Genomic DNA, 23652 nt, shown 5'->3' on the forward strand with positions numbered 1-23652 from the left:
CATTTTATTTAAACAAAATAAATGTTATTGTGTAATTTTGTGACTTATAAATTGTTTTATGGTCTACCCAAAACTATTGTGTTTTCAAATCGTACTGCTATTTTCAGTATTACTCTCAGCTCAAAATAAGCATACCGTTAGTGGTACAATTACAGATGTCTCAAATGGGGAAACGCTTTTTGGTGCTTCGGTATTTTTAGAAGGTACAACAATAGGGACAATAACAAATGAGTATGGATTTTATTCTATAACGGCAGAAGCAGGCGAATATAACCTCATAGTATCTTATGTGGGGTATGCCACTTCTAATAAGAAAATCAATTTAAATAACAATCAAAGTATAGATTTTGAAATAGCAGAAGCTTCAACAGAATTGGAAGAAGTTCTTATTGTTGCTGAAGAATCAGAACGGTTAAATATTAAGTCGCCTCAAATGAGTGTTTCTAAGCTTAAGGTAAGTACTATTAAGCAGATACCTGTAGTTTTAGGAGAAGTAGATATTATAAAATCTATACAATTACTACCAGGAGTTACTAGCGGGGCAGAAGGTTCGGCAGGGTTTAATGTAAGAGGAGGTGCAGCGGACCAAAATTTGGTGCTTTTAGATGAAGCAATAATTTATAATACATCACATTTATTTGGTTTTTTCTCTGTATTTAACGCAGATGCTATAAAAGATGTAAAACTCTACAAGGGTGGTATTCCGGCACGATTTGGTGGTCGTGTGTCTTCTGTTTTAGATGTAAGACAGAAAGATGGGAATAGCAAAAATTTTGAGCTTAATGGTGGTATTGGTTTAATTTCTAGCAGACTTTCAGCAGAAGGCCCATTATTTAATGATAAAGGCTCTTTTTTAATAGCGGGTCGCGGGTCTTATGCACATTTATTTTTACAGGCATCAGGAGAAGAGAATTCAGCCTATTTTTATGATTTAAATTTAAAAACGAATTACAATATTGATAAAAAAAATAAATTGTTTTTATCAGGTTATTTTGGGAGAGATGAATTTAATTTCGGTGCTAATTTTAATAGCGGCTATGGTAATGCTTCTGGAAATTTAAGGTGGAATCATATCTTTAGTGATCGCGTATTTTCAAATCTATCATTTGTATATAGTGATTATGACTATATTTTAGATTTTAAATCTTTTGATTTTGACTGGATTTCAGAAATTACTAATTACAATATTAAATACGACTTAAGTTATTACCAAAGTAATGATTTGCAATTAGACTTTGGTTTTAGTGCGATTTACTATGATTTTAATCCAGGGGAAATAAATCCAACATCAGAAACATCCTCAATAAACCCTCTGCTTTTAGATCAAAAACGAGCTTTTGAAAATGGAATTTATGCCAGTGCAGAATATAAATTTTCGGATAAATTAACTATTACTGCTGGCTTACGTTATAGTTATTTTATTAGACAAGGCGGGCAACCAATTACAGAATATGAAAACGGATTGCCAATAGTCTATAATCAAACTCTTGGTATTTATGAAGAGGGAAATATTATAGGAGAAACAAATTTTGCTAGAAATGAAACTATAAAAACCTATGGTAATTTTGAGCCTCGTTTAGCTTTAGCATATCAATTAAATGAAACATCGTCTATTAAGGCAGGATACAGTCATACGGCACAGTATATACATTTATTATCAAATACATTATCCGTTACTCCGTTGGACGTATGGACACCTAGTGGGAGTTTTATAAAACCACAACTGTCGGATCAATATGCTATTGGATATTTTAGAAACTTTAATGATAAAACCTATTCGTTAGAAATAGAAACCTATTATAAAACTGTGGCAAATAGAATTGATTATGTTGATGGTTCAGATTTAATAGGTCAAAATACCATAGAAACAGAGATATTAAATGGAGAATTGCGAGCTTATGGTCTTGAATTTTTGTTGAGAAAAACAAAAGGAGATTTTACAGGATGGTTAGCCTATACCATTTCTAAGGCAGAACAGCGCACTCCTGGAGGTACAGCTGGTGGTCCTGGAATTAATGATGGTAATTGGTATTATGCAGCACAAGATAGAACACATGATGTATCCATAACTGGAAGCTATAAATTAAATGATAAATGGAAGTTTGGTACTAATTTAATATACCAAACAGGACGTCCAGTTACCTATCCAGATGGGCAGTATACTTATGAAGGTTTAAATATTGCAAATTTTTCAGATAGAAATGCAAGTAGATTAACCGATTACCACCGTATTGACGTTTCGGCTACTTATAAGCCTAATAGAAAACCAGATAAAAGATGGAAAGGCGAGTGGGTATTTGGTATTTATAATATCTATAACCGCAGAAATGCAGCTTCAATTTCCTTTGGACAAAATAGAGAAACGGGAGCAAATGAGGCTACAAGAACTGCTATTTTTGGTGCAGTACCTTCAGTATCATATAATTTTAAATTTTAAACCATGAAGCATTCAATATTTAAAATAATGGTCTTTGTTTTAATCTGTACCTTTTCTTGTACAGATGTTGTTGATGTTGATATACCAGAAGCACCACCCAGATTAGTGGTTGAAGCTTCAATAGATTGGGAGAAAAATACACAAGGTAACAATCAATCTATCAAAATAAGTATGTCAACACCTTTCTTTGATAATCTTAATGATACAGCTATTACAAATGCTTTGGTTAGGATTACTAACAACAATACTAATGAAGAATTTCAATTTACGCACCAAGGCAATGGTATTTACAATACCTCAACGTTTGTACCTGTATTAAATCAAACTTATACTTTGGAGATCAATCACGAAGGAGAGACTTATGTCGCAGAGGAAACCATGATACCAGTTGTGGACATTGATGAGATAAGTCAAGCTAGAATTGGTGGTTTTAATGATGAAGCTCTAGAAGTAGATATTTATTTTAATGATCCAGCAGGAGAAGAGAACTTTTATTTATTTAGATTTGAAGAAGAAGGCGATTTATTACCAGAGTTATTAGCGATTCCAGATGAGTTTACCGATGGTAATAGAATGAAAGTGTTTTTTGAAAAGGAAGAGGATGAAGATTTAGGAACTACTGAGTTTGAACCAGGAGATGTTGCACGTATTAAATTTCATGGTATATCTAAACAATATTTTAACTACATTGATTTACTGATAGATCAATACGAAAATGCACAAAACCCTTTTGGTACAGTACCAGCAAGATTAAAAGGAAACGTAATTAACCCCTCTAGACCTGATAATTATGCTTTTGGGTATTTTAGGTTAGCACAAGTAATAGAAGAGGTTTATACTTTTCAGTAATATTTCCATTTGTTATAGAAAAAGTTTTCATTTAATTTTAAGTATTAAAATCGTATTTTGTTAATAAGGTTTTTTTTACATGAAATTTTTTTTTCTTTTTTTTGCGGGGCGAGTGACTTTTTAAAAATATGGGGGTCATAAGACTATCAACTATTATTTAGCTATAAAGCTATTTTGAAAACCCTAGAAGAAATTAATAACAAGCCTGATGAAGATCTGGTAAGAGCAATTGTAGAGACCAATGATACATTGCTTTTCGAGGTGCTTTATGATAGATATGCCGCATTGGTATACAATAAGTGCTATGGATTTGCTAGGGATGAAGACGAAGCAAAAGATTTAACACAAGATGTATTTTTAAAACTTTTTGTGAAATTAGCTAGTTTTAAAGGGAAATCTAAATTTTCCACTTGGTTGTATGCTTTTACATATAATCATTGCGTAAATTATGTAACTCGAAATACAGCTAAGAAAATTGAAAAGCAATCTGTTGATTATCAAGATATAGAAAATGTATCTGATCATGAGATAGAAGATGAGGAGTTTCTCAACATGCGAGTAGATAAGTTAAAGAAAGCAATGGAATTGATTTCGCCTGATGAGAAAATGATACTATTACTAAAATACCAAGACTTTTTAACTATTAAGGAAATAGAGTCGGTGTTAGGAATAGGAGAGAGTGCAGTGAAAATGAGAATTAAAAGAGCAAAAGATAAACTTGTAAAAGTTTATGCTGATAACTAATAACAATGGAAAATCCGTTTAAACAAATAAATCAGCCACTTAAGGAAGTTCCACCAGAGCTAAAGTCTAAGGTAATGACAGATATTGCCATAGCGAAGCTTATCATGGATTTAGCGGCATTATTTTCCTATAATTTTAGTCATGTTATAGAAACAGTTATTAGTAAAAGAGATAGTAACAACCAATAACCAATTATAACCCTTTAACAATGAATTTTATAGAACAACTTAAAAACTCTTTGCAAAATATATGGCTTGGTATTGCAGACTCTGCACCTAAAATACTAGGCGTTTTGGCACTCATTATCATTATTTTAATAGTGATAAAAATTATTACTAGTATTTTACGTAAAGTGCTTAAAAAAGCTAATGTTGATAAACTTGGAGAAAAACTTAATGAAATTGAGTTATCTGAAGGTAAAACCTTAAATATCAAATTAGTTGATTTAATAGTTAAAATTGTAAAATGGATTTCGTATATCATATTGATTTCAATAGTAGCTGATGTTTTAGAGCTTACTATGGTTTCAGAAGGGCTCAATAGCTTAATTGCATATTTACCTAAGTTGTTTACGGCCATAGCTATTGTAATTCTTGGTTTGCTCTTTGCAAACTTTGTTAAAAAGTCTTTACAGTCGCTTTTTGATTCGATGGAATTGTCTGGTGGTAAATTTTTAAGCCAATTAGTTTTTCTTTTGCTAATGGTTTTAATAACCATTACAGCTTTAAATCAAGCTGAAATAAACACAGAGATTATTACAAGTAACATTAAAATGATACTTGCAGCATTTTTGGTAGCATTTGCAATAGCTTTTGGTTTAGGAGCAAAAAATGTAATAGAAAAGTTATTAAATACCTTCTACACAAGAAAATTATTTGAAGTAGGACAAATTATAGAGTTTAATGATATAAGAGGCGAGGTGGAAGCTATAAATAGTATATCAGTTACCTTAAAAACAAAAACAGGTAAAATTATAGTACCAATTAAAGATATTGTAGAGAGTCAAGTAAGTATTCAGGATTAACTTTAAGTTAGGGTTAAAATTTGGTTGGTTACTTTTCTGAGTAACGAAAACGGCTCTCTACATGACATAATCCCTTTCCACTATTTTGGAAAGGGATTTTTTTTGTGATAAATTTGACTTTATACATTTATTTTATGAGATTCATCTACTTTATTATAATAGCATTCGGGCTGAGTATACCTATAAAAGCCCAAGCAACGATTCCAGATAATTATAAATTGGTTTACACTCAAGATTTTGAGCAACCTCAAGCTATTAACACTCTAGAAAAGACTGATGATGACGTTTGGCGTATTTCAGAAGGGAATAATGGCAGTTGTATGGAGCTTTTTGGTAAAAGTGAATATAAACCAGAAGTAAGATCGCCTTTTAATATAGCCGTAATAAAGGAGGTTTTAGTTGGGGATTTTATTTTTGAAATAAAACTAAATCAAAACGGAAGAGAATACCCTCATAGAGATTTGTGTTTAGTATTTGGTATTAACAATGCTTCAAATTTTTATTATACACATATAGCGTCTAAAGCTGATGCGCATGCTAATTCTATTTTTATAGTGAACGATGAACCCAGAAAAAGCATAGCCTCTGAGAGAACTGATGGTACCAATTGGGGGGCAGAAGATTCTTGGCATACCGTTAGAATAGTTAGAAAAACGCAAGAAGGACTTATTGAAATTTATTTTGATGATATGACTAAACCCATAATGACTGCAACAGATACTCATTTTAAATCAGGGTATCTAGGTTTTGGCTCTTTCGATGATACGGGGAAATTTGATGATATCAAGATTTGGGCGCCAAATACCTTAAAGCCTAAAAGCGGATTATTTAATTAAAACTTCTCTAAGATTTCTAAAACCTCCTTTTTATAGGTTCTGCTAATTGTTAACGCTTTGTCATTAATAATAATCTCCTCATTGGTAAAAGAAGTAATATGCTTTAAAGCAATAATGTAAGAACGATGTATTCTTAAAAAACGGTCATTAGGTAATTTACCTTCAATAGCACTTATAGTTTCTCTGGTAACTATGGTTTTATTGGCCAAATGAATTTTAATATAATCGCTATAACTCTCAATGTAGATTATAGATTCAAAATCTATTTTAATCATGCGTCTATCTGCACGCACAAACATAAAATCGTTAATGTTTAGGTCTTTTGTTTCAACTACTTTATTATCAGAATAAATATTGAAATAATTGTTAACCGCTTTAAGTAGTCTATCAAATGAAATGGGTTTCATCAAATAGTCTACCGCTTGCAGCTCAAAACCTTCAACAGCAAAATCCCGATAAGCCGTTGTGAAAATTATTTTTACATCCTTGTTTATAGATTTGGCAAAAGATATACCTGAGATTTCGGGCATATTAATATCCAAAAATATCAAATCGATGGTGTGGGTTCGTAGTACATTAAAAGCTTCAATAGCATTGCTGCAGCTTGCAGTAATATATATGTTAGGTATTTTAGCCAAATGCGTTGCAATAACCTCTCTGGCAATAGCCTCATCGTCTACAATAATACAGGATATATTTTTGCGTTGTGGCATTAATTAGTAATGAGTTTTAAATGTACTTTAAATAATCCATTTGTATTTTTAATATCAAGATGGTGTTTGTCTTTATATAATAAGTTTAATCGCTTTTTTATGTTTTCCAAACCAATACCATTTTCTGATGTAAGACTATTGCTGGTTGTATTTTCAATTTCAAAAAAGATAGTACCGTTTTTACAAAAAAGTTTAATATTAATTTGAAGCGCCCCTTGTTTTAAATTGCCATGTTTAAAACTGTTTTCAATAAATGGAATAAGTAACATAGGAGCAATTTTAGTATCCTCTAAAATATTTTCTGTATTGAAGTTTACTTGAAGCGTGTCAATGAAGCGCATTTTTTCCAATTCAATATAATCATCAATATGATTAATTTCATCTTGTAAAGCCACAAAAGGTTTATCTACCTGATATAGCAAATAATCCAGTAAATTTGAAAGTTTTAAAATCATTTCTGGCGTTTCATCTGCTTTTTTCAATGCAAAACCATACATGGTATTTAAGGTGTTGAATAGGAAGTGCGGATGAATTTGCATTTTTAAATAATTCAACTCTTGCTCTTTTAATTTAAGTTGTGTTTCTAAAATTTTGGTTTCTAGTTTTTTGGTATCCTCAGAGTGTTTTAGATTCAATTTAAGAAGTTTAAAAGCACTAACAACAATAACTACCAAATACACACTAATACCTACAAACAGTAAACTTTTGCTAATAGGAGCCATGTTTGTGTATTGGAAATTTGAGAGATATATCAAGCCATAAAATACAGATATAACGATTAGATATGCCGAAATTATAAAGGCATAAAGACTATAAAGTCCAAATAAGATGTAACGTTTAGTAATCAAATAGTCAGGTATTATTTTATAAATAAACACATAAGTTGTAGCAATGGTTATTGGCATTAAAAAGAATGAAAAATCCTTAACATAATTATAGTCACTACTATCAACACCAAAAAAATAGGTGTAAAATAAGAGAATGCCATACCAAAATATGATGTGCAAAAATATTTGTCCTATTTTTTTTAATATGAAACGTTGCGAAAACATTAATACAATAATAGGATATATTTTTTGTGGTTTTTTGGTTTTGTAGACGAATAACCAATTTAGCAACCGATTTAGCAGAATGTTGTTTTTATTGCTAAATTGGTTATCCGTCGCATTTTAATTCTTGTAAAGCATTTAGACTATAAGTTTGTAGCATGTTTAATTAAAACTAATATTATGAATGTATCATCAGTTATTTCTTTGAATGTTTTTGGAGATCGCTTTATGGAAGGTGGCCCCTTTTTTATGTCCTTAATTTTAATATGTCTTTTGTTGGCGTTAATCTTTGTAGTTATGGGCTTTATAAACCTTAAAAAAGATGTAAGTAAATCTAAAAAAATGACAAGTTTAGCTTCAGATGTAAGTATTCTAGGGTTGGTATTTGGTTTTTTAGGCTCTATTATAGGAATGATTACTGCGTTTGATACTATTGAGTGTATAGGAGATGTAAGTCACGGTATGATGGCGGCAGGACTAAAAGTATCCTTTTTAACAACCGTTTTTGGTGCAGTTACTTTTATACTTCCTAGAATAGGGATTATTATTTTAAAAGTATTACAGAAAAACTAATTGTATAAATATAATTTCATCAATCAATTAACTTTAAAATCTCTTTTTCATGCATTTGAAAAAGGGATTTTTTTGTTTATAAGTGTTTATAAGTTTGTTTCAAGATTTGTAAGTAAAGTAATAATTTTGAAGCATTAAGTGCTTGTATATTAAAAAATTAGAGATTTGTGGTAGATATAGTAAAAGCTGAGTTAGAAATAAGACAATATCTTAAAATTAGATATTCAAATAATAGAACCATAAATCTTTACACTAAACGGTTTATAGATTTAATAAAGTATTATCCAGCTACAGAGCCAATAAATATCTCTGAATCAGAATTGAATAAATACATTAAAATCTTAATAAATCGGAAGGATTCCCGAAGTTTAATAATTCAATTTATTCAAGTTGCAGAGTATTATTATAATCATATACATAAAAAAAGTTATGTAATATATAGGAAAAACTTGCCAAAAGCTTCGATAAAGGATATTGATATATTGAGTCAAGAAGAAATTTTTGTGATTATTGAAAATTTTAAAAATGCTAAGCATAGAGCTATTTTCATACTAGTTTATGCTTGTTGTCTTGATTTAAGTGAATTGCTTAATATTGAATTATCCGATTTGAATACGAAAAAACCTCCATTTCATATCTACATTAGGAAAAATAATCCAGATCAAAATCGAAAAGTATTTATTTCAAAAAAGATAGTAGATTATCTAGATGAATACTGGAAAAGTTGTGATCATAAGCCAAAGCGATATTTAATAGAATCTACTGAATCAAAAACAAAATATAGTAGAACAAGTGCTGAAAAAGTAATTAAAAAATCTTTTGAAGAAGCGGGTATATCTAGTAAATCTGTTATCAAGGTTCTTAAAAGAAGTTACATAGATCACATGATTAATTTAGGGGTACCAATAATAGTTATTTTGGATTCATTAGGTATTTATCATTTTGATAGTATTAAGAAGTATACTAAAATATTCCATGGAAACATCAAAATAGATTTTACACCTCTAGATAAATTTGTTAATAAGGAAAGTATTATTGAGCCAGAAATGCAAGATCTTGAAAAAATTATTTTTACACTAAAAGAAAAAGATGAACAAGAGTATTTGTTGGAAGCTATTCAATGTTTCAGAATTGGTGCGCTAAAAGCTGGAATTGTATTTTCATGGTCAGCATTTATTAGAATTTTACAAAATAGATGTGTAGAATCAGGGTTTAAGGAAATAAATAGTGCAGCTACGAAATTGAAATTTAATAAGAAATTTTCAAAAATAACAGATTTTGAAACTATTAAGGAAATGAATCTTCTAAAACTTGCTTTTGAATTAAAGGTGCTGTCAAAGCACCAAAAGATTCAGATGGATAATAATTTAGATATAAGAAATCATTGTGGTCATCCTAGTTCTCATATACTAGAAATAAATAAAGCAAAAGGTTTTATAGAAGATATTGTAAGCTTTATCAAAAGCAATAAATAGAATAACCTAAAATAGAGTTGCTAAACTGTAATTTTGTCATTCCTGAGCAGGCAGGAATCTACAATAAGATCATTTAATCAAATATGTCCAATCCGAAGATAAACCTTCCCAATTAGGATTGTATTATTAAATTAAGTTTATTTTTCATTGGAGTTTCTACTTTTATGTTTTTTGATAAAAATAGATTCCTGCCTTCGCAGGAATGACAGAGGTTTTGTTTATTTACAATAGAGGAATTCATGATAATAGTAATTAAATTAGAGTTTTGTTATATCTCAAAGTCAAATTGTTATTATTTGTCATTCCTGCGCAGGCAGGAATCCACAATAAGATCATTCAATCAAATACGTCCAATCCGCAGATAAACCTTTCCAATTGGGGTTGTATTATTAAATTAAGTTTATTTTTTATTGGAGTTTCTACTTTTATGTTTTTTGATAAAAATAGATTCCTGACTTCGCAGGAATGACAACGTTGTGTTTTTTTGAAATAGAGGATTTATGGTAATAGGTAACAAAATGAGTTTTTTATTATATCTAAAATGCTAATTTTTTGCTGTCTGTCATTCCTGCGCAGGCAGGAATCCATATCAAAATCATTCAATTAAATACGTCCAATCCGCAGATAAATCATTCCAATTGGAGTTGTCTTCTTCAATTAAATTAATTTTCCATTGCCGTTTCCACTTTTATGTTTTTTGATAAAAATAGATTCCTGCCTTTGCAGGAATGACAACGTTGTGTTTATTTGACATGGAGGAATTTATGGTAATAGGTAAATAAAATTAGTGTTTTATTATATCTAAAATTCTAATTTTTTGCTGTCTGTCATTCCTGCGTAGGCAGGAATCCACAATAAGATTATTCAATCAAATACGTCCAATCCGCAGATAAATCATCCCAATTTGGATTCTCTTCTTCAATTAAATTAATTTTCCATTGGCGTTTCCATTTCTTCATGTTTTTTTCACGCTTTATGGCATCATTAACATATTGATAAGATTCAAAATACATGAGTTTGTCTAATCCGTATTTTGAAGTAAAACCCTCAACGAGTTTGTTTTTGTGTTCAAACATTCTGCGTTCTAAGTCATTTGTGACACCTATGTATAAGGTTCCGTTCTTTTTGTTTGAAAGTATATATAGGTAGTATTGGTGTATGTTTTTGTGCATTTTGTTTAATAAAGATGGATTCCTGCCTTCGCAGGAATGACAGCGTTGTGTTTATTTGTAATAGTGAGTTTTAAAGTAAAAATACATTAAATTAAAGGGTTTTTATCTTCTAAAAATAAATCGTATTTGTCATTCCTGCGCAGGCAGGAATCCATCCCCAAAACCTAAATATCAAAGAAAACTCAAACGTTGAATGTTAAAACGTAAACCACTGCAAACTGTAACTGAACACTGCGACTTACTTCCTCCTATTCCGCTTATTATAATTCTTATCCCCTCGCGTTTTAGGCTTTTTATACTTTTTAGCAATTTCCCTACGGTATTTTCCGCCTAAGTTCTCCTTTTGGTTTTTAGCTTTCTTTTCATGAAACGCTGGTCCAGGAGCATCTTCATCCCTTAGTTTTGTTGGATTGTTACGCTCTCTTATTTGCGGACGTTCTTCTTCAATCAATTCTGTAGAAATCTCAACAACCTCAGGGAATTCTAAAACAGGGATTTTCATAGCCATTAAGAGTTCTATATTTTCAATGGCTTCCTGTTCTTTTTCAGTAGAAAACACTAGCGCTTCGCCTTTGCGTTCTGCACGACCTGTTCTACCAATACGGTGCATGTAATTCTCAGGATAATCGGGAGTATCAAAATTTATGACATGGCTTACATTATCAATATCTAAACCACGTGCCATCACATCGGTTGCAATCAAAATGCGATTATACCCTTCTTTAAATTGCTCAATACTCCGTAAACGGTAATTTTGAGTTTTATTGGAGTGGATTACACACAATTCTTCTTTAAAATAGTCGTCTAGTTTTTCAAATAAACGATCCGCCATGCGTTTAAAAGCCACAAAAACCAACACTTTATTAAACGTGTCTTCATTGTGTAACAAATGCACTAATAAGTTAAGTTTTGTGTAGAAGTTGGGCACATTATATCGGTGTTGTGCAATATTATCTAAAGGTGTACCAGAAACAGCAATAGAAACCCGTTCTGGACTTCTAAAGAAATCTGTAATTAGGGCATCAACATCCTGTGTCATTGTTGCTGAAAACATTATGTTTTGTCGACGTTCGGGCAGAATATCAAAAATATTAATTAGTTGGTGTCTAAACCCTAAATCTAGCATTACATCTACTTCATCAATAACTAGTTTTTGAATTGATTTTAATTGTAATGCGCGACTTACAGCCAAATCATACAATCGCCCAGGAGTTGCCACTATAATATCTAAACCTTGTGCTACTGCTTGTTTTTGGGTATTGATATTGGTACCACCATAAACGCCTAAAACACGATTATTGATGTATTTAGATAGTTTTTCAATTTCCTCAACCACCTGTACTACCAATTCGCGAGTAGGAACTAAAACCAATACACGCGGATTATCTTGCTTAGAGAATTTTAAATTCCGCAAAATAGGCAACATGTAAGCAAAGGTTTTACCTGTACCCGTTTGTGCAATACCCACAACGTCTCTACCAGAGGCCACTACGCTAAAGGCTTCAGCCTGTATAGGCGTAGGGGTAGTAAAGCCCAAATCATCTAAGGCGTTATAAAGTGGGGTGTTAAGGTTTAAGTCTTGAAACGTCACAGTGTTGCTATTTGTGGGCAAAGTTAGCCTTAATTATTTAGTTTATACTAAATGCGTGTTATCTATTTCTATGGTGTAAGATGCTTTAAAGATTTCGTTTTTTGGAAGGGCTATAATGCCTTCTTTGGTTTTAAAATCTTGATTGGTATTTACAGCATCGGCAATACCAAGCCAAGGCTCAATACATACATAATTACCGGTAGGTTTTGCCCAAATGCCTAAATAGTTAAAATCGGGATAACTTACCGATAAGATTGTGCCATGAGTTTTGCTTTTTAGAGCAACTTTTCTAGATTTTAAATCCTTAAATATTAGAGCATCAGCTTCAAATAACTCATGTGTAAGCTTTAGTATATTGGAATTATTGAGCATTAACTTTGTGTCTTCTGAAATCATACCATTAGACATATCAATCAAATGGGTTTCAGAGGTTTCGGGTTGTTGAAACTCTAAATAATAATCTTCGTATGCTTCGCCTTCAAACACAGGGCATTTAAAAGCAGGATGTCCACCGAGAGAAAAATAGATAGTTTTATCATCGCTATTTTTAATAGTATGTTGTACTTCAATCTTATTGTCAATCAGTTTAAATGTGATTTGAAATTCAAATTTAAACGGATATATCTTTAAAGTATCTGTGTTATATGTTAAAGCAAAGGTTAGGCTATTTTCGGTATGTTCTACCAATGTAATAGCCTTATTATGTCTTATAAAACCATGTTTTGGTAAAGTATATGTATTACCCTCAAAATTGTAGGTGTTGTTTTTTAAAGCTCCAATAATAGGGAACAAATTAGGTGCAAAACTACCCCAAACATCAGGGTTGGCATCCCACATAAATTGAGTATTATGTTTTATGCTGCTAATTTCGCAAAGTTCAGCACCTATATTTTTTACTGCTATTTTAAGCTTGTCGTTTTTAATTGAAACCATTCTAATTGGTATTTTATACAAAAGTCTTAATTTTTTAAGGATTCTAAGTAACTTTGCTTTTTAATACTTTTTATTGAGGACAAATTACATTCATAAATTAGAAAGCCCAAAAATATTTAAGCAACAATTATTGATTTGGGCACAGCAGTTTGACGATGTAGTTTGGTTAGATTCCAATAACTACGCACAAAAATATACAAGTTACGATGCGGTTTTAGCGGTAGATGCCTTTACCAGCATTCAAACTGATTATAAAGATGGTTTTGAAAAATTAAAAGAATACCAAACCACTACAAATGATTGGGTTTTTGGTTATCTCACTTATGATTTAAAAAACGATATAGAGGCTTTAAACTCTAAAAATCACGATGGCTTAGGGTTTCCAGATCTGTATTTTTTTCAACCTAAAAAGTTGTTTTTGATTAAAGGGAACCAGGTAACCATTCAGTATTTAAACTATGTAGATGATGAACTTCAAACAGATCTAGAGGCCATTGGCAAATGTGGGCAATCGCAACGCAGTAATCTATGTAGCGATGTTAAAATAAAACTACGAATTCATAAAGACGAGTATTTTAAAAAAGTCAATAAAATTCTAGAACATATTCATCGAGGCGATATTTATGAGGCTAATTTTTGTCAAGAGTTTTATGCAGAGAACACATGTATTAATCCTCTGGAAACTTATCAGAATCTCAATGCTATTTCAAATTCGCCGTTTGCATCATTTGTAAAGCAATATGATAAATATGTGCTCTGTGCTTCGCCAGAACGTTATATAAAAAAAGAAGCGCAAACCATTATTTCTCAGCCTATAAAAGGTACTGCAAAACGCGCTGACAATCCTGTAGAAGATAAGCAACTAAAAGAAGCCCTAGCAAATGATGAAAAAGAGCGTAGCGAAAACATCATGATAGTAGATTTGGTGCGTAATGATCTCTCAAAAACAGCACAGAAAGGAAGTGTAAAGGTTGAAGAGTTGTGCAAAATTTATACTTTTGATCAAGTACATCAAATGATTTCTACAGTCACTTCAAAAGTAGCGCCAGAAACACACCCGATAGATGTTGTAAAAACCACTTTCCCTATGGGAAGTATGACAGGGGCACCCAAAATTTCTGCAATGCGTATTATTGAAGAGCTAGAAGAAACCAAACGCGGTGTTTATTCGGGAGCTATAGGTTATTTTAATCCAAATGGCGATTTCGATTTCAACGTGGTCATCCGCAGTATTCTCTACAACGCTACAAAACAATACATTTCTTATTCTGTAGGTGGCGCCATTACTGCAAAAAGCGATCCATTAAAAGAGTACGAAGAATGTTTGGTTAAGGCTAAAGCAATGAGAGAGGTGTTGGAAAATTAGTGTTTTTATGGTGTAATCCAGAGGGGGCGAGGCTGTCTTCAAGCAGACTTTCATTAGTCGTTATTTGCTAGGAGCTTCAAAATATGTTCAATCACTTTCTAGCTTGTTGGAAAAAGTAGTATCTTAAAACTTTGTGTCTTTGCATCTTTGCGTGAGAAAAATAAAACTTAACTTTGGATACAATTTAACATATACCCACTTGATGCGAATATTTCCCTTATTACTACTGTTGTTATTTTTTAGCAGCTGTAAGCAAGAAAAGAATTTGCCTAAGTCATTTGATTACGGCGTTGTAGAAAACAATGTTTATAAAAATAAATTTTTTAGATTTTCTGTACCGATACATAAGGGTTGGGTAGTACAAGGTAAAAAGCAAATAGAAGATTTGAAGTCTCAATCAGAAGATATCCTTCATGGAGGAGATAAAAATCTCAAAGAAGTAATAGACGCATCAATGGTAAATATTGCAGAGCTTTTAATGGTTTCAAAATATGAAATTGGGACTACTGAATTAGCTAACCCAACACTATTGGTTAATGTTGAAAACTTAGAGTCTGCAAAAGGTGTTAAAACAATTGATGAGTATCTTATACAAGCCAAAAATTACCTAGCTCAATTGAATATGGAGGTTAATTTTAAAAAAGAACCCTATGATATCAACATAGGAGACGAGAACTTTAGGTGTTTAGAAATTGAAAACTTAACTTTTGGAATCAGTCAAGATTATTATGTTACAATACGTAATGGTTTTGCACTAGCTATTTTTGCTTCATATGCAACTGATACTGGAAAGAGTGAACTATTTCAAATGATTGAAAAGATAAAAATGGAGAAACTGGATTAATGTATGTATACTATTTAGTATAATTTCAATAACCGTTACTTTAATCGTGTTAGAAAATTTCAAAAAACATATTGAGAGTAATATATCTTTCCTTAAAGAAAGCAAACTCCTAATAGCCATTTCTGGAGGAATCGACAGTGTTGTGCTAACACATTTATGTTACAAAGCTGGATTAAATATCTCACTAGCGCACTGCAATTTCAATTTAAGAGGTGCCGAAAGTGATGCCGACGAAGACTTTGTAGTAGAACTTGCTGAAAATTTAGAAGTAGAAGTGTTTACCCAACGGTTTGATACCGAAAAATATGCACAGGATAACAAACGCTCCATACAAATGGCAGCGCGGGAACTGCGTTACAATTGGTTTACAGAATTAGCAGACCAATTAAAATTCGACTACATTTTAACAGCACACCACGCTGATGATAATTTAGAAACGTTTTTAATCAACTTTACTCGTGGTACAGGGCTGGAAGGTTTAACAGGAATCCCAGAAATTAATGGCAAATTTGTGCGTCCGTTATTGCCATTCTCAAGTGATGCTATTGAAAGCTATGCTAAAGCGCACAGCATTAATTGGAGAGACGATAGTAGCAACGCATCAGTTAAATACCTTCGTAATAAGCTAAGGCATCAAGTCGTACCAATTCTTAAAGAAATTAACCCAAGTTTATTACAGAGTTTTCAAACTACTCTAGACAATTTAAACGATACTGCAGATATCGTTGAAGAAAGCACTAATGCTGTATTAAAGCGTGCTATCGAAACCATGAACGAGCATTTTATAACCTTTAAAATTTCAGAATTTAAAAAGGTAAATAATCCAAAAGCCTATATGTTCGAGGTATTTAAAAGCTTTGGTTTTACCCAATGGAATGATTTGGTAGATTTACTGGATGCCGAAACAGGAAAACAAGTATTCTCCAATACACACAGGCTTATAAAAAACAGAGACCAATTATTATTAAGTCCGTTTAAAGCCGCAGAAACGCCAAATACTATTAGTGTTTTAGAAGATGAAACACAAAAAGAAACCCCATTTGGAACACTATATTTTGAAGCGGTAAATACAATATCAAAAACTCAGCAAAACGTAATTTACGTAGATAAGGATACCTTAAAATACCCTTTAGTGTTAAGAAAAAAGAAGGAAGGCGATATATTTTATCCCTTAGGCATGAAAGGTAAAAAGAAGCTAAGCAAGTATTTTAAAGACGAAAAATTATCGCTCTTAGATAAAGAAAATACATGGTTACTATGTACCGATAATGATGCTATTGTTTGGGTAGTTGGAAGGCGAGCGGATGAGCGTTTTAAAATAACAAAAAACACCAAACACATACTTAAAATTGAATTAAGTTAAGGTGTATTGCTTCGGCATGTGCTGAATGCGTTTCAGTAAGGCAGGAATCCAAACAAATAATATTAATTTTATTTTTCCACGTGCGTTTCAATAACATACTCGCCCCAATCAATAATAGATTGAATTAACGGAATAACACTTTTACCAAACTCAGTTAATTTATATTCCACTCTTAAAGGCGGTTTGGATGTGTAAACATTGCGTTCAATAAGCCCATCGTGTTCTAAAGTTTTTAATTGTAAACTCAACGTACGTTCAGTAACCGATGGTATTTCTTTGCGTAGTTCGTTATATCGCAAGGTTTTATCAATTAAATGATATAGAATTACCGTTTTCCATTTACCACCAATAATACCCATAGTTAAGCTAGTACAACACGGATAGGATTTACCTTTAAAAGTATACATGATTTTAAATTTTTTCTAACTATCATTTATGACCGTTATTGCAAAGATAAAATACTATACTTAAGTTTGCAACTATAAAAAGTATAGTAAAAATATAAAACATGGAAAAACCAAATATTTCACAAGAAGCTATTTTAAATGCCTTTAATTACAGGCATGCTACAAAAGAGTTTGATGCTACTAAAAAATTATCAAAAGCCGATATAGATTTTATCTTAAAAACAGCCAACCTATCTCCAAGTTCCTTTGGTTTTGAGCCTTGGCATTTTGTAGTAGTACAAGATAAAGACTTAAGAGAATTACTAAAACCAGTGGCATGGGGCGCTCCCGTAAAGTTAGATACCGCAAGTCACTTTATTTTAGGCTTAAGTATGAAAGCACCTATGACGAAATGGGACTCAGGTTATATCATGCATATGATGAAAGATGTAAAGCAGTTTCCGCAAGATGTGATAGAGATGTACTCAGGGTTTTATAAAAATTTTCAGAAAGAAGATTTTAATTTAGATACCGATAAAAAATTATTTGATTGGGCATCTAAGCAAACCTATATTGCATTAGCAAATATGATGACGGCCGCTGCACTAAATGGTATTGATAGTTGCCCGATTGAAGGATTTCATCAAGAAAAAACAGAAGCCTTATTGCAAGATAAATTTGGAATAGATACTAGTAAATATGGTATGTCTTATATGGTAGCCTTTGGGTATAGAAAAGCTGCGCCACCTCATGCCAAATCTAGAAGACCAATTGACGATATTGTAACTTGGAAATAGAGGTTAATACACCAGACAAAAAAGAATTAAACGAAAGTTTAGTTCTTTTTTTTTATCCATAAAATAACCTCGTAACTTCGTTGATATTTTACAGGTTATAACAATGAAACTACTTGGAAATATAGTAGACATCCCAAATAAACGCATTTACAAAGGCGAAATTACCATAGCCAATGGTAAAATAGCTGCTATTGTGGAGAAAGCACATGATGTAGACCATTACATTCTGCCAGGGTTTGTAGATGCGCATATTCACATAGAAAGTTCTATGCTAGTACCATCAGAATTTGCTAGAATAGCTGTAAAGCATGGTACTGTAGCTACAGTGTCTGATCCACACGAAATTGCCAACGTATTAGGTGTTGCTGGTGTAGAATTTATGATTGAAAACGGAAAACAAGTACCGTTTAAATTCAATTTTGGAGCACCGTCTTGTGTGCCTGCAACTAGTTTTGAATCGGCAGGAGCAGTTATAGATTCAGAAGGTATTAAAACACTATTGAAAAATCCAGATATTAAATACCTCGCAGAACTAATGAATTACCCAGGTGTAATTTTTGATGATGCAGAGGTGTTAAAAAAAATAGCCTGGGCAAAATATTACAACAAACCTGTTGATGGACATGCACCTGGAGTAAGAAGAGACGATATTACCAAATACATTAACGCGGGTATCACAACCGACCACGAATGTTTTACTTATGAAGAAGCCATAGAGAAACTCGAAAAAGGCATGAAAATTTTAATACGTGAGGGTAGTGCTGCTAAAAATTTTGAGGCTTTAATCGATTTGCTTCCTGAGCATTTTGATCGTATGATGTTCTGTAGCGATGATAAACATCCAGACGATTTACTTCTTGGGCATATAAATCAATTATGCGAAAGAGCAGTGTCTAAAAGAATTGATGTTTTTAAAGTGTTGCAATCTGCTTGCATTAACCCTGTAAAGCATTACAATTTAGATGTTGGATTGTTACAAGTTGGGGACGCAGTCGATTGTATTGTAGTAGAAGATTTAAATCATTTTAAAACACTTCAAACGTACATTAATGGTGAATTGGTTTTTGATAATGATACATCTTTAATCGAGCCAGTACAGTTTAAAAACTTAAATAATTTTAGTTGTGAAGCGAAAGATGTATCAGATTTTGAATTTGTATCAGCCGCAAAGCAAATCCGCGTTATCGAAGCTTTAGAAGGACAACTGGTAACCAATGAACTCATAGCGGAAGCCACAGTAGAAAACGGGAATTTAGTGTCAAATATTGAAAATGATATTTTAAAAATAACTGTCGTAAATCGCTACCAAAACCCAAAACCTGCACTCGCTTTCATTAAAAATTTTGGTTTAAAAGAGGGCGCTATTGCATCCTCTGTAGGGCACGATTCACATAATATAATTGCGGTTGGTGTATCAGATGAAGCCATCTGTAAAGCAGTAAATCTAATTATTGAAAATAAAGGTGGTATTTGTGCTGTATCTCATTCCGAGGAAAAAATAATTCCGCTTCCCGTTGCAGGAATCATGAGTGATAAAGATTGTGAAACTATTGGTAGTCAATATGCTGAATTAGACCATATGGCAAAGTCTTTAGGTTGCACGTTAAATGCACCGTACATGACGTTATCGTTTATGGCTTTATTGGTAATTCCTTCATTGAAATTAAGCGATAAAGGATTATTTAATGGAAAAGATTTTAAATTCACATCTTTAAGCTTTGATTAATCACACTCAATCATCAACCAAAAACCATTAAATGCCAATAGTAGAATCAACTTATAAGCCACCATTTTATTTTAAAAACGGTTTTATAGCTACAGTGTATTCTGGATTATTCAGAAGGGTAAAATTAAAGCAAGAGCGGGAAAGAATCACTCTAAGTGATGGCGATTTTATGGATTTGGATTGGAGTTATTCCAAAAACAAATCCAAAGAACTTATTATCTTATTACATGGTTTAGAAGGTCATGGTCAACGTCCATACATGACTGGGGCTGCAAAGCATTATAATAATAATGGTATAGATGCTGTCTGCATGAATTTTAGAGGCTGTAGTGGCGAAAACAATTTGTTTTATTATAGTTATCATTCAGGATTTACAAATGATTTACATGCGGTAATTCAACATGCTGTTTCATCTAAAGGCTATTCTAAGATTTACATAAAAGGCATTAGTTTGGGAGCAAATATTATTTTGAAATATTTGGGAGAGCACTCTGGTATTTTTAAAGAAGTAAAATCTGCTGTAGCTGTCTCTGTTCCAGTGGATTTGCATGGGTCATGTAAAGAGCTTCACAAACTAAAAAACAAACCATTTCATGATCGGTTTTTAAAAGATTTAGTAAAGCATTTAAAAGAAAAACAACAACGTTTTCCTGATAAATTATCTATTGAAGACGTTAACAGTATTAAAACATTAATAGAATTCGACAATGTGTATACCTCAAGGGCGCATGGTTTTAAAGATGCTTTAGACTATTATGAAAAATGCAGCAGTTTACAATTTTTGCCAAATATTAAAATCCCTACTTTAATAATAAACGCTTTAAACGATTCGTTTTTATCGCCAGAATGTTATCCTGTTAAAGAAGCAAAAAATAATCCTAATTTATTTCTAGAAATGCCAAATTTTGGAGGACATGCTGGTTTTATTGATAAAGATAATCTGTATTACAACGAAAGGCGTGCATTAGAATTTTGTAGTACATCTTCATAAGATTAAATTTTATTAGTTAATCGATTGTTAAATATTGAGGAACTAGCATAGTAGCCTATAATTTTTTTATACCTTTTTGAAAAAATTATAATATGCCAACATTCAATTTAAAAATTAATGGTAAAGCACATGCTGTAGAGGCAGATGCAGATACACCGTTATTGTGGGTTTTAAGAGATAAAATTAATCTAGTTGGTACCAAATTCGGGTGCGGTATTGGCCAATGTGGTGCTTGTACGGTGCATGTAGATGGTAGTGCTATGCGTAGTTGTTTATTGCAAGTGTCTCAAGCTGAAGATATGGAAATAACTACTATTGAAGGTTTGTCAGAAGACGGAAATCATCCTGTTCAAGAAGCTTGGAAAACTATTGATGTACCACAATGTGGCTATTGTCAAGCCGGACAAATTATGACAGCGTCTGCATTCTTAAAAGAAAATCCAAACCCCTCAAATGATGATATTAGAAATGCCATGAACGGTAATATTTGCAGATGTGCATCCTACAATAGTATTGAAGAAGCAGTGCAATTAGCATCAAAAAAATTAAGTTAACCTAATCACAAAAATTAAAATGAAACATACATTCAGTAGAAGATCATTCTTAAAAACATCAGCACTTGCAAGTGGTGGTATGTTAATTGGGTTTAACTTATTCAATGCCTGTAAATCAGATGTTGAACTCCCAGTAGATTTAAGTCAGCTTAATTACAAAGATTTCAATGCATATATTAAGATATCCCCAGAAGGAAAAGTAACCATATATTCTGTAAACCCAGAGATTGGTCAAGGCGTAAAAACATCAATGCCCATGATAATAGCAGAAGAATTGGATGTAGTTTGGGACGATGTGTATGTTGTACAAGCGCCTTTAGATACTGAAAGTTATCGTAACCAAACGGCCGGGGGAAGTCAATCTATTAGAAGAAGTTGGCAACCGCTGCGTGAAACAGGAGCCACTGCAAAACAAATGCTAATAAATGCCGCAGCAGCACGTTGGGGTATAGCTGCAAATACATGTTCAGCAAAAAAAGGTGTAATATCTAATGCTAATGGGGATACTTTAGGCTATGGAGATGTGGTTGAAGCAGCAGCTGTATTAGATGTTCCAGAAGATATCACACTAAAAGATCCAAAAGACTTTACCATTGTGGGTAAGGGAAAAAGTAATGTGGATATCCATAAAATTATAACAGGAAAACCACTGTTTGGACTAGATTATAAAGAAGAAGGCATGCTATATGCTTCTGTATTGAGACCACCTGCATTTGGTCAAATATTAGAATCTTATGATGCAACTAAAGCAAAAGCACTACCAGGAGTAATTGATGTGATTACCATTGGGGAAAAAGCGAGAACCATGTTAACTAAAGGTAAGCCCAATTGGAGTGTGAAATTAAGTACAACAGATAAAGTTGTAGTTATTGGCAGAACAACTTGGGATGTTATTAAGGGTAAAAAAGCAATAACGGCTAGTTGGAAAACTGATACTAGTTTAGAAAGTTCAGATGGGCATGATAAAAAACTATTGGATTTAGTAAATGGTAAAAGATTTAGAACGCGACGTAAAGACGGTAACGTAAAAAAAGCATTTGCAAATGCTGATAAGGTTTTAGAGCGTGTATATACATCCACGTTTTTACCACATAATACTATGGAACCTATGAATTTTTTCGCCAATGTTACACCTGAAACCGTGTATTTGGTAGGGCCTACACAAACGCCAGAGGCTGCAGAAGAAGCTGTAGCAGCTATGTTAGGAAGGCCTGTAGAAGACATTCATGTTGATCTTACAAGAATGGGTGGCGGTTTCGGAAGGCGCCTCTATAATGATTACGTTTTGGAAGCAGTTGAAATTTCAGATGCTATTAAAAAACCTGTCAAGATGATATCAACTAGAGAAGATGATATGACAACAGGTGTGTACAGGCCAGCAAGTAAATACAAAATTGCTGCATCTATAAAAGATGGAAAACTCACAGGATATTACCTTAAAGAAGCCTGTATTAATGGAAATATGTATGGGTTAATTCCTAATTTCTTTCCTGCAGGAGCTATTGAAAATTATCAAGTAGATAGTGCGCGATTAAGAAGTAATATAACTGTTGGAGCATGGAGAGCACCTTACACCAACTTTTTAGCAACTGCTGAACAAAGTTTTTTTGACGAACTAGCTGAAGAGTTAGGGGTAGACCGTGTAAAACTACACATGGATTTATTGGAAAATGTTAAAAAGAACCCAGATCCAAACATAGAGTATAGTCCAGATAGATTACAAGGTGTTTTAAAAACTGTAGTAGAAAAATCTAATTGGGGTAATACTACTGAGGGTATTTACCAAGGTTTGTCAGTATATTATTGTCATAATACCCATGTGGCTGAAGTAGCAGATGTAATAATGGATAATGGTGTACCAGTAGTTAAAAAGGTAACCTGTGCTATAGACTGTGGTATCGTGGTAAATCCATTAGGAGCAATGAATCAGGCACGGGGTGGTGTTCTGGATGGTATAGGTCATGCAATGTATGCTGATTTTGGTTTTAAAAACGGTGTACCATCAGCTAATAATTTTAATGGATATCAATTGATTCGAATGTCGCAAACCCCTAAAGTAGAAGTGCATTTTATTGAAAGTGATATAGCACCAACAGGTTTAGGAGAACCAACATTACCACCAGTTGGAGCAGCTGTAGCTAATGCTATTTATAAAGCAACAGGTAGACGATTAACAAAATTTCCTTACATGAAAAATTTAAATAATAAAGAAGCAATTATAGGTTAACT

At 32.5% G+C, this 23652-nt stretch carries 22 protein-coding genes; 16 read left to right on the forward strand and 6 right to left on the reverse strand.

Annotated elements, in window-relative coordinates; genetic code table 11:
- The first annotated feature begins 58 nt into the window (after positions 1-58).
- From EYD46_RS03745 to EYD46_RS03770, 6 genes are all read left to right on the forward strand, one after another.
- A complete protein-coding gene (locus EYD46_RS03745; protein ID WP_130935732.1) occupies positions 59-2437 on the forward strand; it encodes a TonB-dependent receptor in 2379 nt (792 codons plus the stop codon).
- 3 nt (positions 2438-2440) lie between these two features.
- On the forward strand, positions 2441-3286 hold the full coding sequence (locus EYD46_RS03750) for a DUF4249 domain-containing protein (protein WP_130935733.1): 846 nt from the start codon (positions 2441-2443) through the stop codon (positions 3284-3286).
- 174 nt (positions 3287-3460) lie between these two features.
- Complete coding sequence (locus EYD46_RS03755; RefSeq protein ID WP_130935734.1) at positions 3461-4030, forward strand: RNA polymerase sigma factor; 570 nt, start codon at positions 3461-3463, stop codon at positions 4028-4030.
- Positions 4031-4035: 5 nt separating this feature from the next.
- Complete coding sequence (locus EYD46_RS03760) at positions 4036-4218, forward strand: hypothetical protein (protein ID WP_130935735.1); 183 nt, start codon at positions 4036-4038, stop codon at positions 4216-4218.
- Between the two features lie 20 nt (positions 4219-4238).
- The gene (locus EYD46_RS03765) at positions 4239-5054 is read left to right on the forward strand and encodes a mechanosensitive ion channel family protein (protein WP_130935736.1); all 816 of its coding nucleotides are present in this window, start codon (positions 4239-4241) and stop codon (positions 5052-5054) included.
- Between the two features lie 134 nt (positions 5055-5188).
- The gene (locus tag EYD46_RS03770; RefSeq protein ID WP_206662885.1) at positions 5189-5890 is read left to right on the forward strand and encodes a hypothetical protein; all 702 of its coding nucleotides are present in this window, start codon (positions 5189-5191) and stop codon (positions 5888-5890) included.
- Here EYD46_RS03770 and EYD46_RS03775 read toward each other — a convergent pair.
- Positions 5887-6603 carry a LytR/AlgR family response regulator transcription factor gene (locus tag EYD46_RS03775; RefSeq protein ID WP_130935738.1) on the reverse strand — a complete coding sequence of 239 codons (717 nt, stop codon included), beginning with the start codon at positions 6601-6603 and terminating at the stop codon, positions 5887-5889. The genes EYD46_RS03770 and EYD46_RS03775 overlap by 4 nt on opposite strands.
- Positions 6603-7610, reverse strand: a complete 1008-nt coding sequence (locus EYD46_RS03780; protein WP_229731288.1) for a sensor histidine kinase — start codon at positions 7608-7610, stop codon at positions 6603-6605. The genes EYD46_RS03775 and EYD46_RS03780 overlap by 1 nt, the downstream gene beginning before the upstream one ends.
- A gap of 222 nt (positions 7611-7832) precedes the next feature.
- Between EYD46_RS03780 and EYD46_RS03785 the strand changes: the two genes are divergently transcribed.
- Both EYD46_RS03785 and EYD46_RS03790 read left to right on the forward strand, forming a co-directional pair.
- Entirely contained in the window at positions 7833-8225 is a 393-nt protein-coding gene (locus tag EYD46_RS03785; protein ID WP_130935740.1) for a MotA/TolQ/ExbB proton channel family protein, read from the forward strand.
- Between the two features lie 167 nt (positions 8226-8392).
- Positions 8393-9700 carry a tyrosine-type recombinase/integrase gene (locus tag EYD46_RS03790; protein ID WP_130935741.1) on the forward strand — a complete coding sequence of 436 codons (1308 nt, stop codon included), beginning with the start codon at positions 8393-8395 and terminating at the stop codon, positions 9698-9700.
- 860 nt (positions 9701-10560) lie between these two features.
- Here the strand turns inward: EYD46_RS03790 and EYD46_RS03800 are convergent.
- From EYD46_RS03800 to EYD46_RS03810, 3 genes are all read right to left on the reverse strand, one after another.
- A complete protein-coding gene (locus EYD46_RS03800; protein WP_130935742.1) occupies positions 10561-10872 on the reverse strand; it encodes a GIY-YIG nuclease family protein in 312 nt (103 codons plus the stop codon).
- A 238-nt stretch (positions 10873-11110) separates the two neighbouring features.
- The gene (locus tag EYD46_RS03805) at positions 11111-12463 is read right to left on the reverse strand and encodes a DEAD/DEAH box helicase (RefSeq protein WP_130935743.1); all 1353 of its coding nucleotides are present in this window, start codon (positions 12461-12463) and stop codon (positions 11111-11113) included.
- Between the two features lie 42 nt (positions 12464-12505).
- Positions 12506-13396 carry an aldose 1-epimerase family protein gene (locus tag EYD46_RS03810; protein WP_130935744.1) on the reverse strand — a complete coding sequence of 297 codons (891 nt, stop codon included), beginning with the start codon at positions 13394-13396 and terminating at the stop codon, positions 12506-12508.
- A 73-nt stretch (positions 13397-13469) separates the two neighbouring features.
- On the opposite strand from EYD46_RS03810, the gene pabB reads away from it, so the two are divergent.
- The 3 genes from pabB (at position 13470) to tilS (ending at position 16969) form a co-directional block, all read left to right on the forward strand.
- A complete protein-coding gene (pabB, locus tag EYD46_RS03815; RefSeq protein WP_130935745.1) occupies positions 13470-14762 on the forward strand; it encodes an aminodeoxychorismate synthase component I in 1293 nt (430 codons plus the stop codon).
- Between the two features lie 265 nt (positions 14763-15027).
- Complete coding sequence (locus EYD46_RS03820; RefSeq protein WP_130935746.1) at positions 15028-15606, forward strand: hypothetical protein; 579 nt, start codon at positions 15028-15030, stop codon at positions 15604-15606.
- Positions 15607-15652: 46 nt separating this feature from the next.
- Positions 15653-16969, forward strand: coding sequence for a tRNA lysidine(34) synthetase TilS (gene tilS, locus EYD46_RS03825; protein ID WP_130935747.1), 1317 nt, complete (start codon positions 15653-15655; stop codon positions 16967-16969).
- Between the two features lie 68 nt (positions 16970-17037).
- Here the strand turns inward: tilS and EYD46_RS03830 are convergent, their stop codons facing one another.
- Complete coding sequence (locus EYD46_RS03830; protein WP_130935748.1) at positions 17038-17376, reverse strand: winged helix-turn-helix transcriptional regulator; 339 nt, start codon at positions 17374-17376, stop codon at positions 17038-17040.
- A 101-nt stretch (positions 17377-17477) separates the two neighbouring features.
- On the opposite strand from EYD46_RS03830, the gene EYD46_RS03835 reads away from it, so the two are divergent.
- From EYD46_RS03835 to EYD46_RS03855, 5 genes are all read left to right on the forward strand, one after another.
- Positions 17478-18152, forward strand: coding sequence for an NAD(P)H-dependent oxidoreductase (locus EYD46_RS03835; RefSeq protein ID WP_130935749.1), 675 nt, complete (start codon positions 17478-17480; stop codon positions 18150-18152).
- Positions 18153-18255: 103 nt separating this feature from the next.
- Entirely contained in the window at positions 18256-19878 is a 1623-nt protein-coding gene (gene ade / locus EYD46_RS03840) for an adenine deaminase (protein ID WP_130935750.1), read from the forward strand.
- Positions 19879-19909: 31 nt separating this feature from the next.
- Positions 19910-20869: a YheT family hydrolase gene (locus EYD46_RS03845; RefSeq protein ID WP_130935751.1), complete on the forward strand. Its 960-nt coding sequence runs from the start codon at positions 19910-19912 to the stop codon at positions 20867-20869.
- Positions 20870-20961: 92 nt separating this feature from the next.
- A complete protein-coding gene (locus tag EYD46_RS03850) occupies positions 20962-21423 on the forward strand; it encodes a (2Fe-2S)-binding protein (protein WP_130935752.1) in 462 nt (153 codons plus the stop codon).
- A 19-nt stretch (positions 21424-21442) separates the two neighbouring features.
- Positions 21443-23650 (forward strand): xanthine dehydrogenase family protein molybdopterin-binding subunit, encoded by a 2208-nt coding sequence (locus EYD46_RS03855; RefSeq protein WP_130935753.1) that lies wholly within the window; start codon positions 21443-21445, stop codon positions 23648-23650.
- Positions 23651-23652 lie beyond the last annotated feature (2 nt).

The sequence above is a fragment of the Hyunsoonleella pacifica genome (assembly GCF_004310335.1).
GTDB lineage: Bacteria > Bacteroidota > Bacteroidia > Flavobacteriales > Flavobacteriaceae > Jejuia > Jejuia pacifica.

Bases quoted from the DNA above. Each gene is read 5' to 3' on its own strand.
- EYD46_RS03745 (WP_130935732.1), top strand. From the start codon at position 59: ATGGTCTACCCAAAACTATTGTGTTTTCAAATCGTACTGCTATTTTCA.
- EYD46_RS03750 (WP_130935733.1), top strand. From the start codon at position 2,441: ATGAAGCATTCAATATTTAAAATAATGGTCTTTGTTTTAATCTGTACC.
- EYD46_RS03760 (WP_130935735.1), top strand. From the start codon at position 4,036: ATGGAAAATCCGTTTAAACAAATAAATCAGCCACTTAAGGAAGTTCCA.
- EYD46_RS03765 (WP_130935736.1), top strand. From the start codon at position 4,239: ATGAATTTTATAGAACAACTTAAAAACTCTTTGCAAAATATATGGCTT.
- EYD46_RS03770 (WP_206662885.1), top strand. From the start codon at position 5,189: ATGAGATTCATCTACTTTATTATAATAGCATTCGGGCTGAGTATACCT.
- EYD46_RS03775 (WP_130935738.1), bottom strand. From the start codon at position 6,603: ATGCCACAACGCAAAAATATATCCTGTATTATTGTAGACGATGAGGCT.
- EYD46_RS03785 (WP_130935740.1), top strand. From the start codon at position 7,833: ATGAATGTATCATCAGTTATTTCTTTGAATGTTTTTGGAGATCGCTTT.
- EYD46_RS03800 (WP_130935742.1), bottom strand. From the start codon at position 10,872: ATGCACAAAAACATACACCAATACTACCTATATATACTTTCAAACAAA.
- EYD46_RS03810 (WP_130935744.1), bottom strand. From the start codon at position 13,396: ATGGTTTCAATTAAAAACGACAAGCTTAAAATAGCAGTAAAAAATATA.
- EYD46_RS03830 (WP_130935748.1), bottom strand. From the start codon at position 17,376: ATGTATACTTTTAAAGGTAAATCCTATCCGTGTTGTACTAGCTTAACT.
- EYD46_RS03835 (WP_130935749.1), top strand. From the start codon at position 17,478: ATGGAAAAACCAAATATTTCACAAGAAGCTATTTTAAATGCCTTTAAT.
- ade (WP_130935750.1), top strand. From the start codon at position 18,256: ATGAAACTACTTGGAAATATAGTAGACATCCCAAATAAACGCATTTAC.
- EYD46_RS03845 (WP_130935751.1), top strand. From the start codon at position 19,910: ATGCCAATAGTAGAATCAACTTATAAGCCACCATTTTATTTTAAAAAC.
- EYD46_RS03850 (WP_130935752.1), top strand. From the start codon at position 20,962: ATGCCAACATTCAATTTAAAAATTAATGGTAAAGCACATGCTGTAGAG.
- EYD46_RS03855 (WP_130935753.1), top strand. From the start codon at position 21,443: ATGAAACATACATTCAGTAGAAGATCATTCTTAAAAACATCAGCACTT.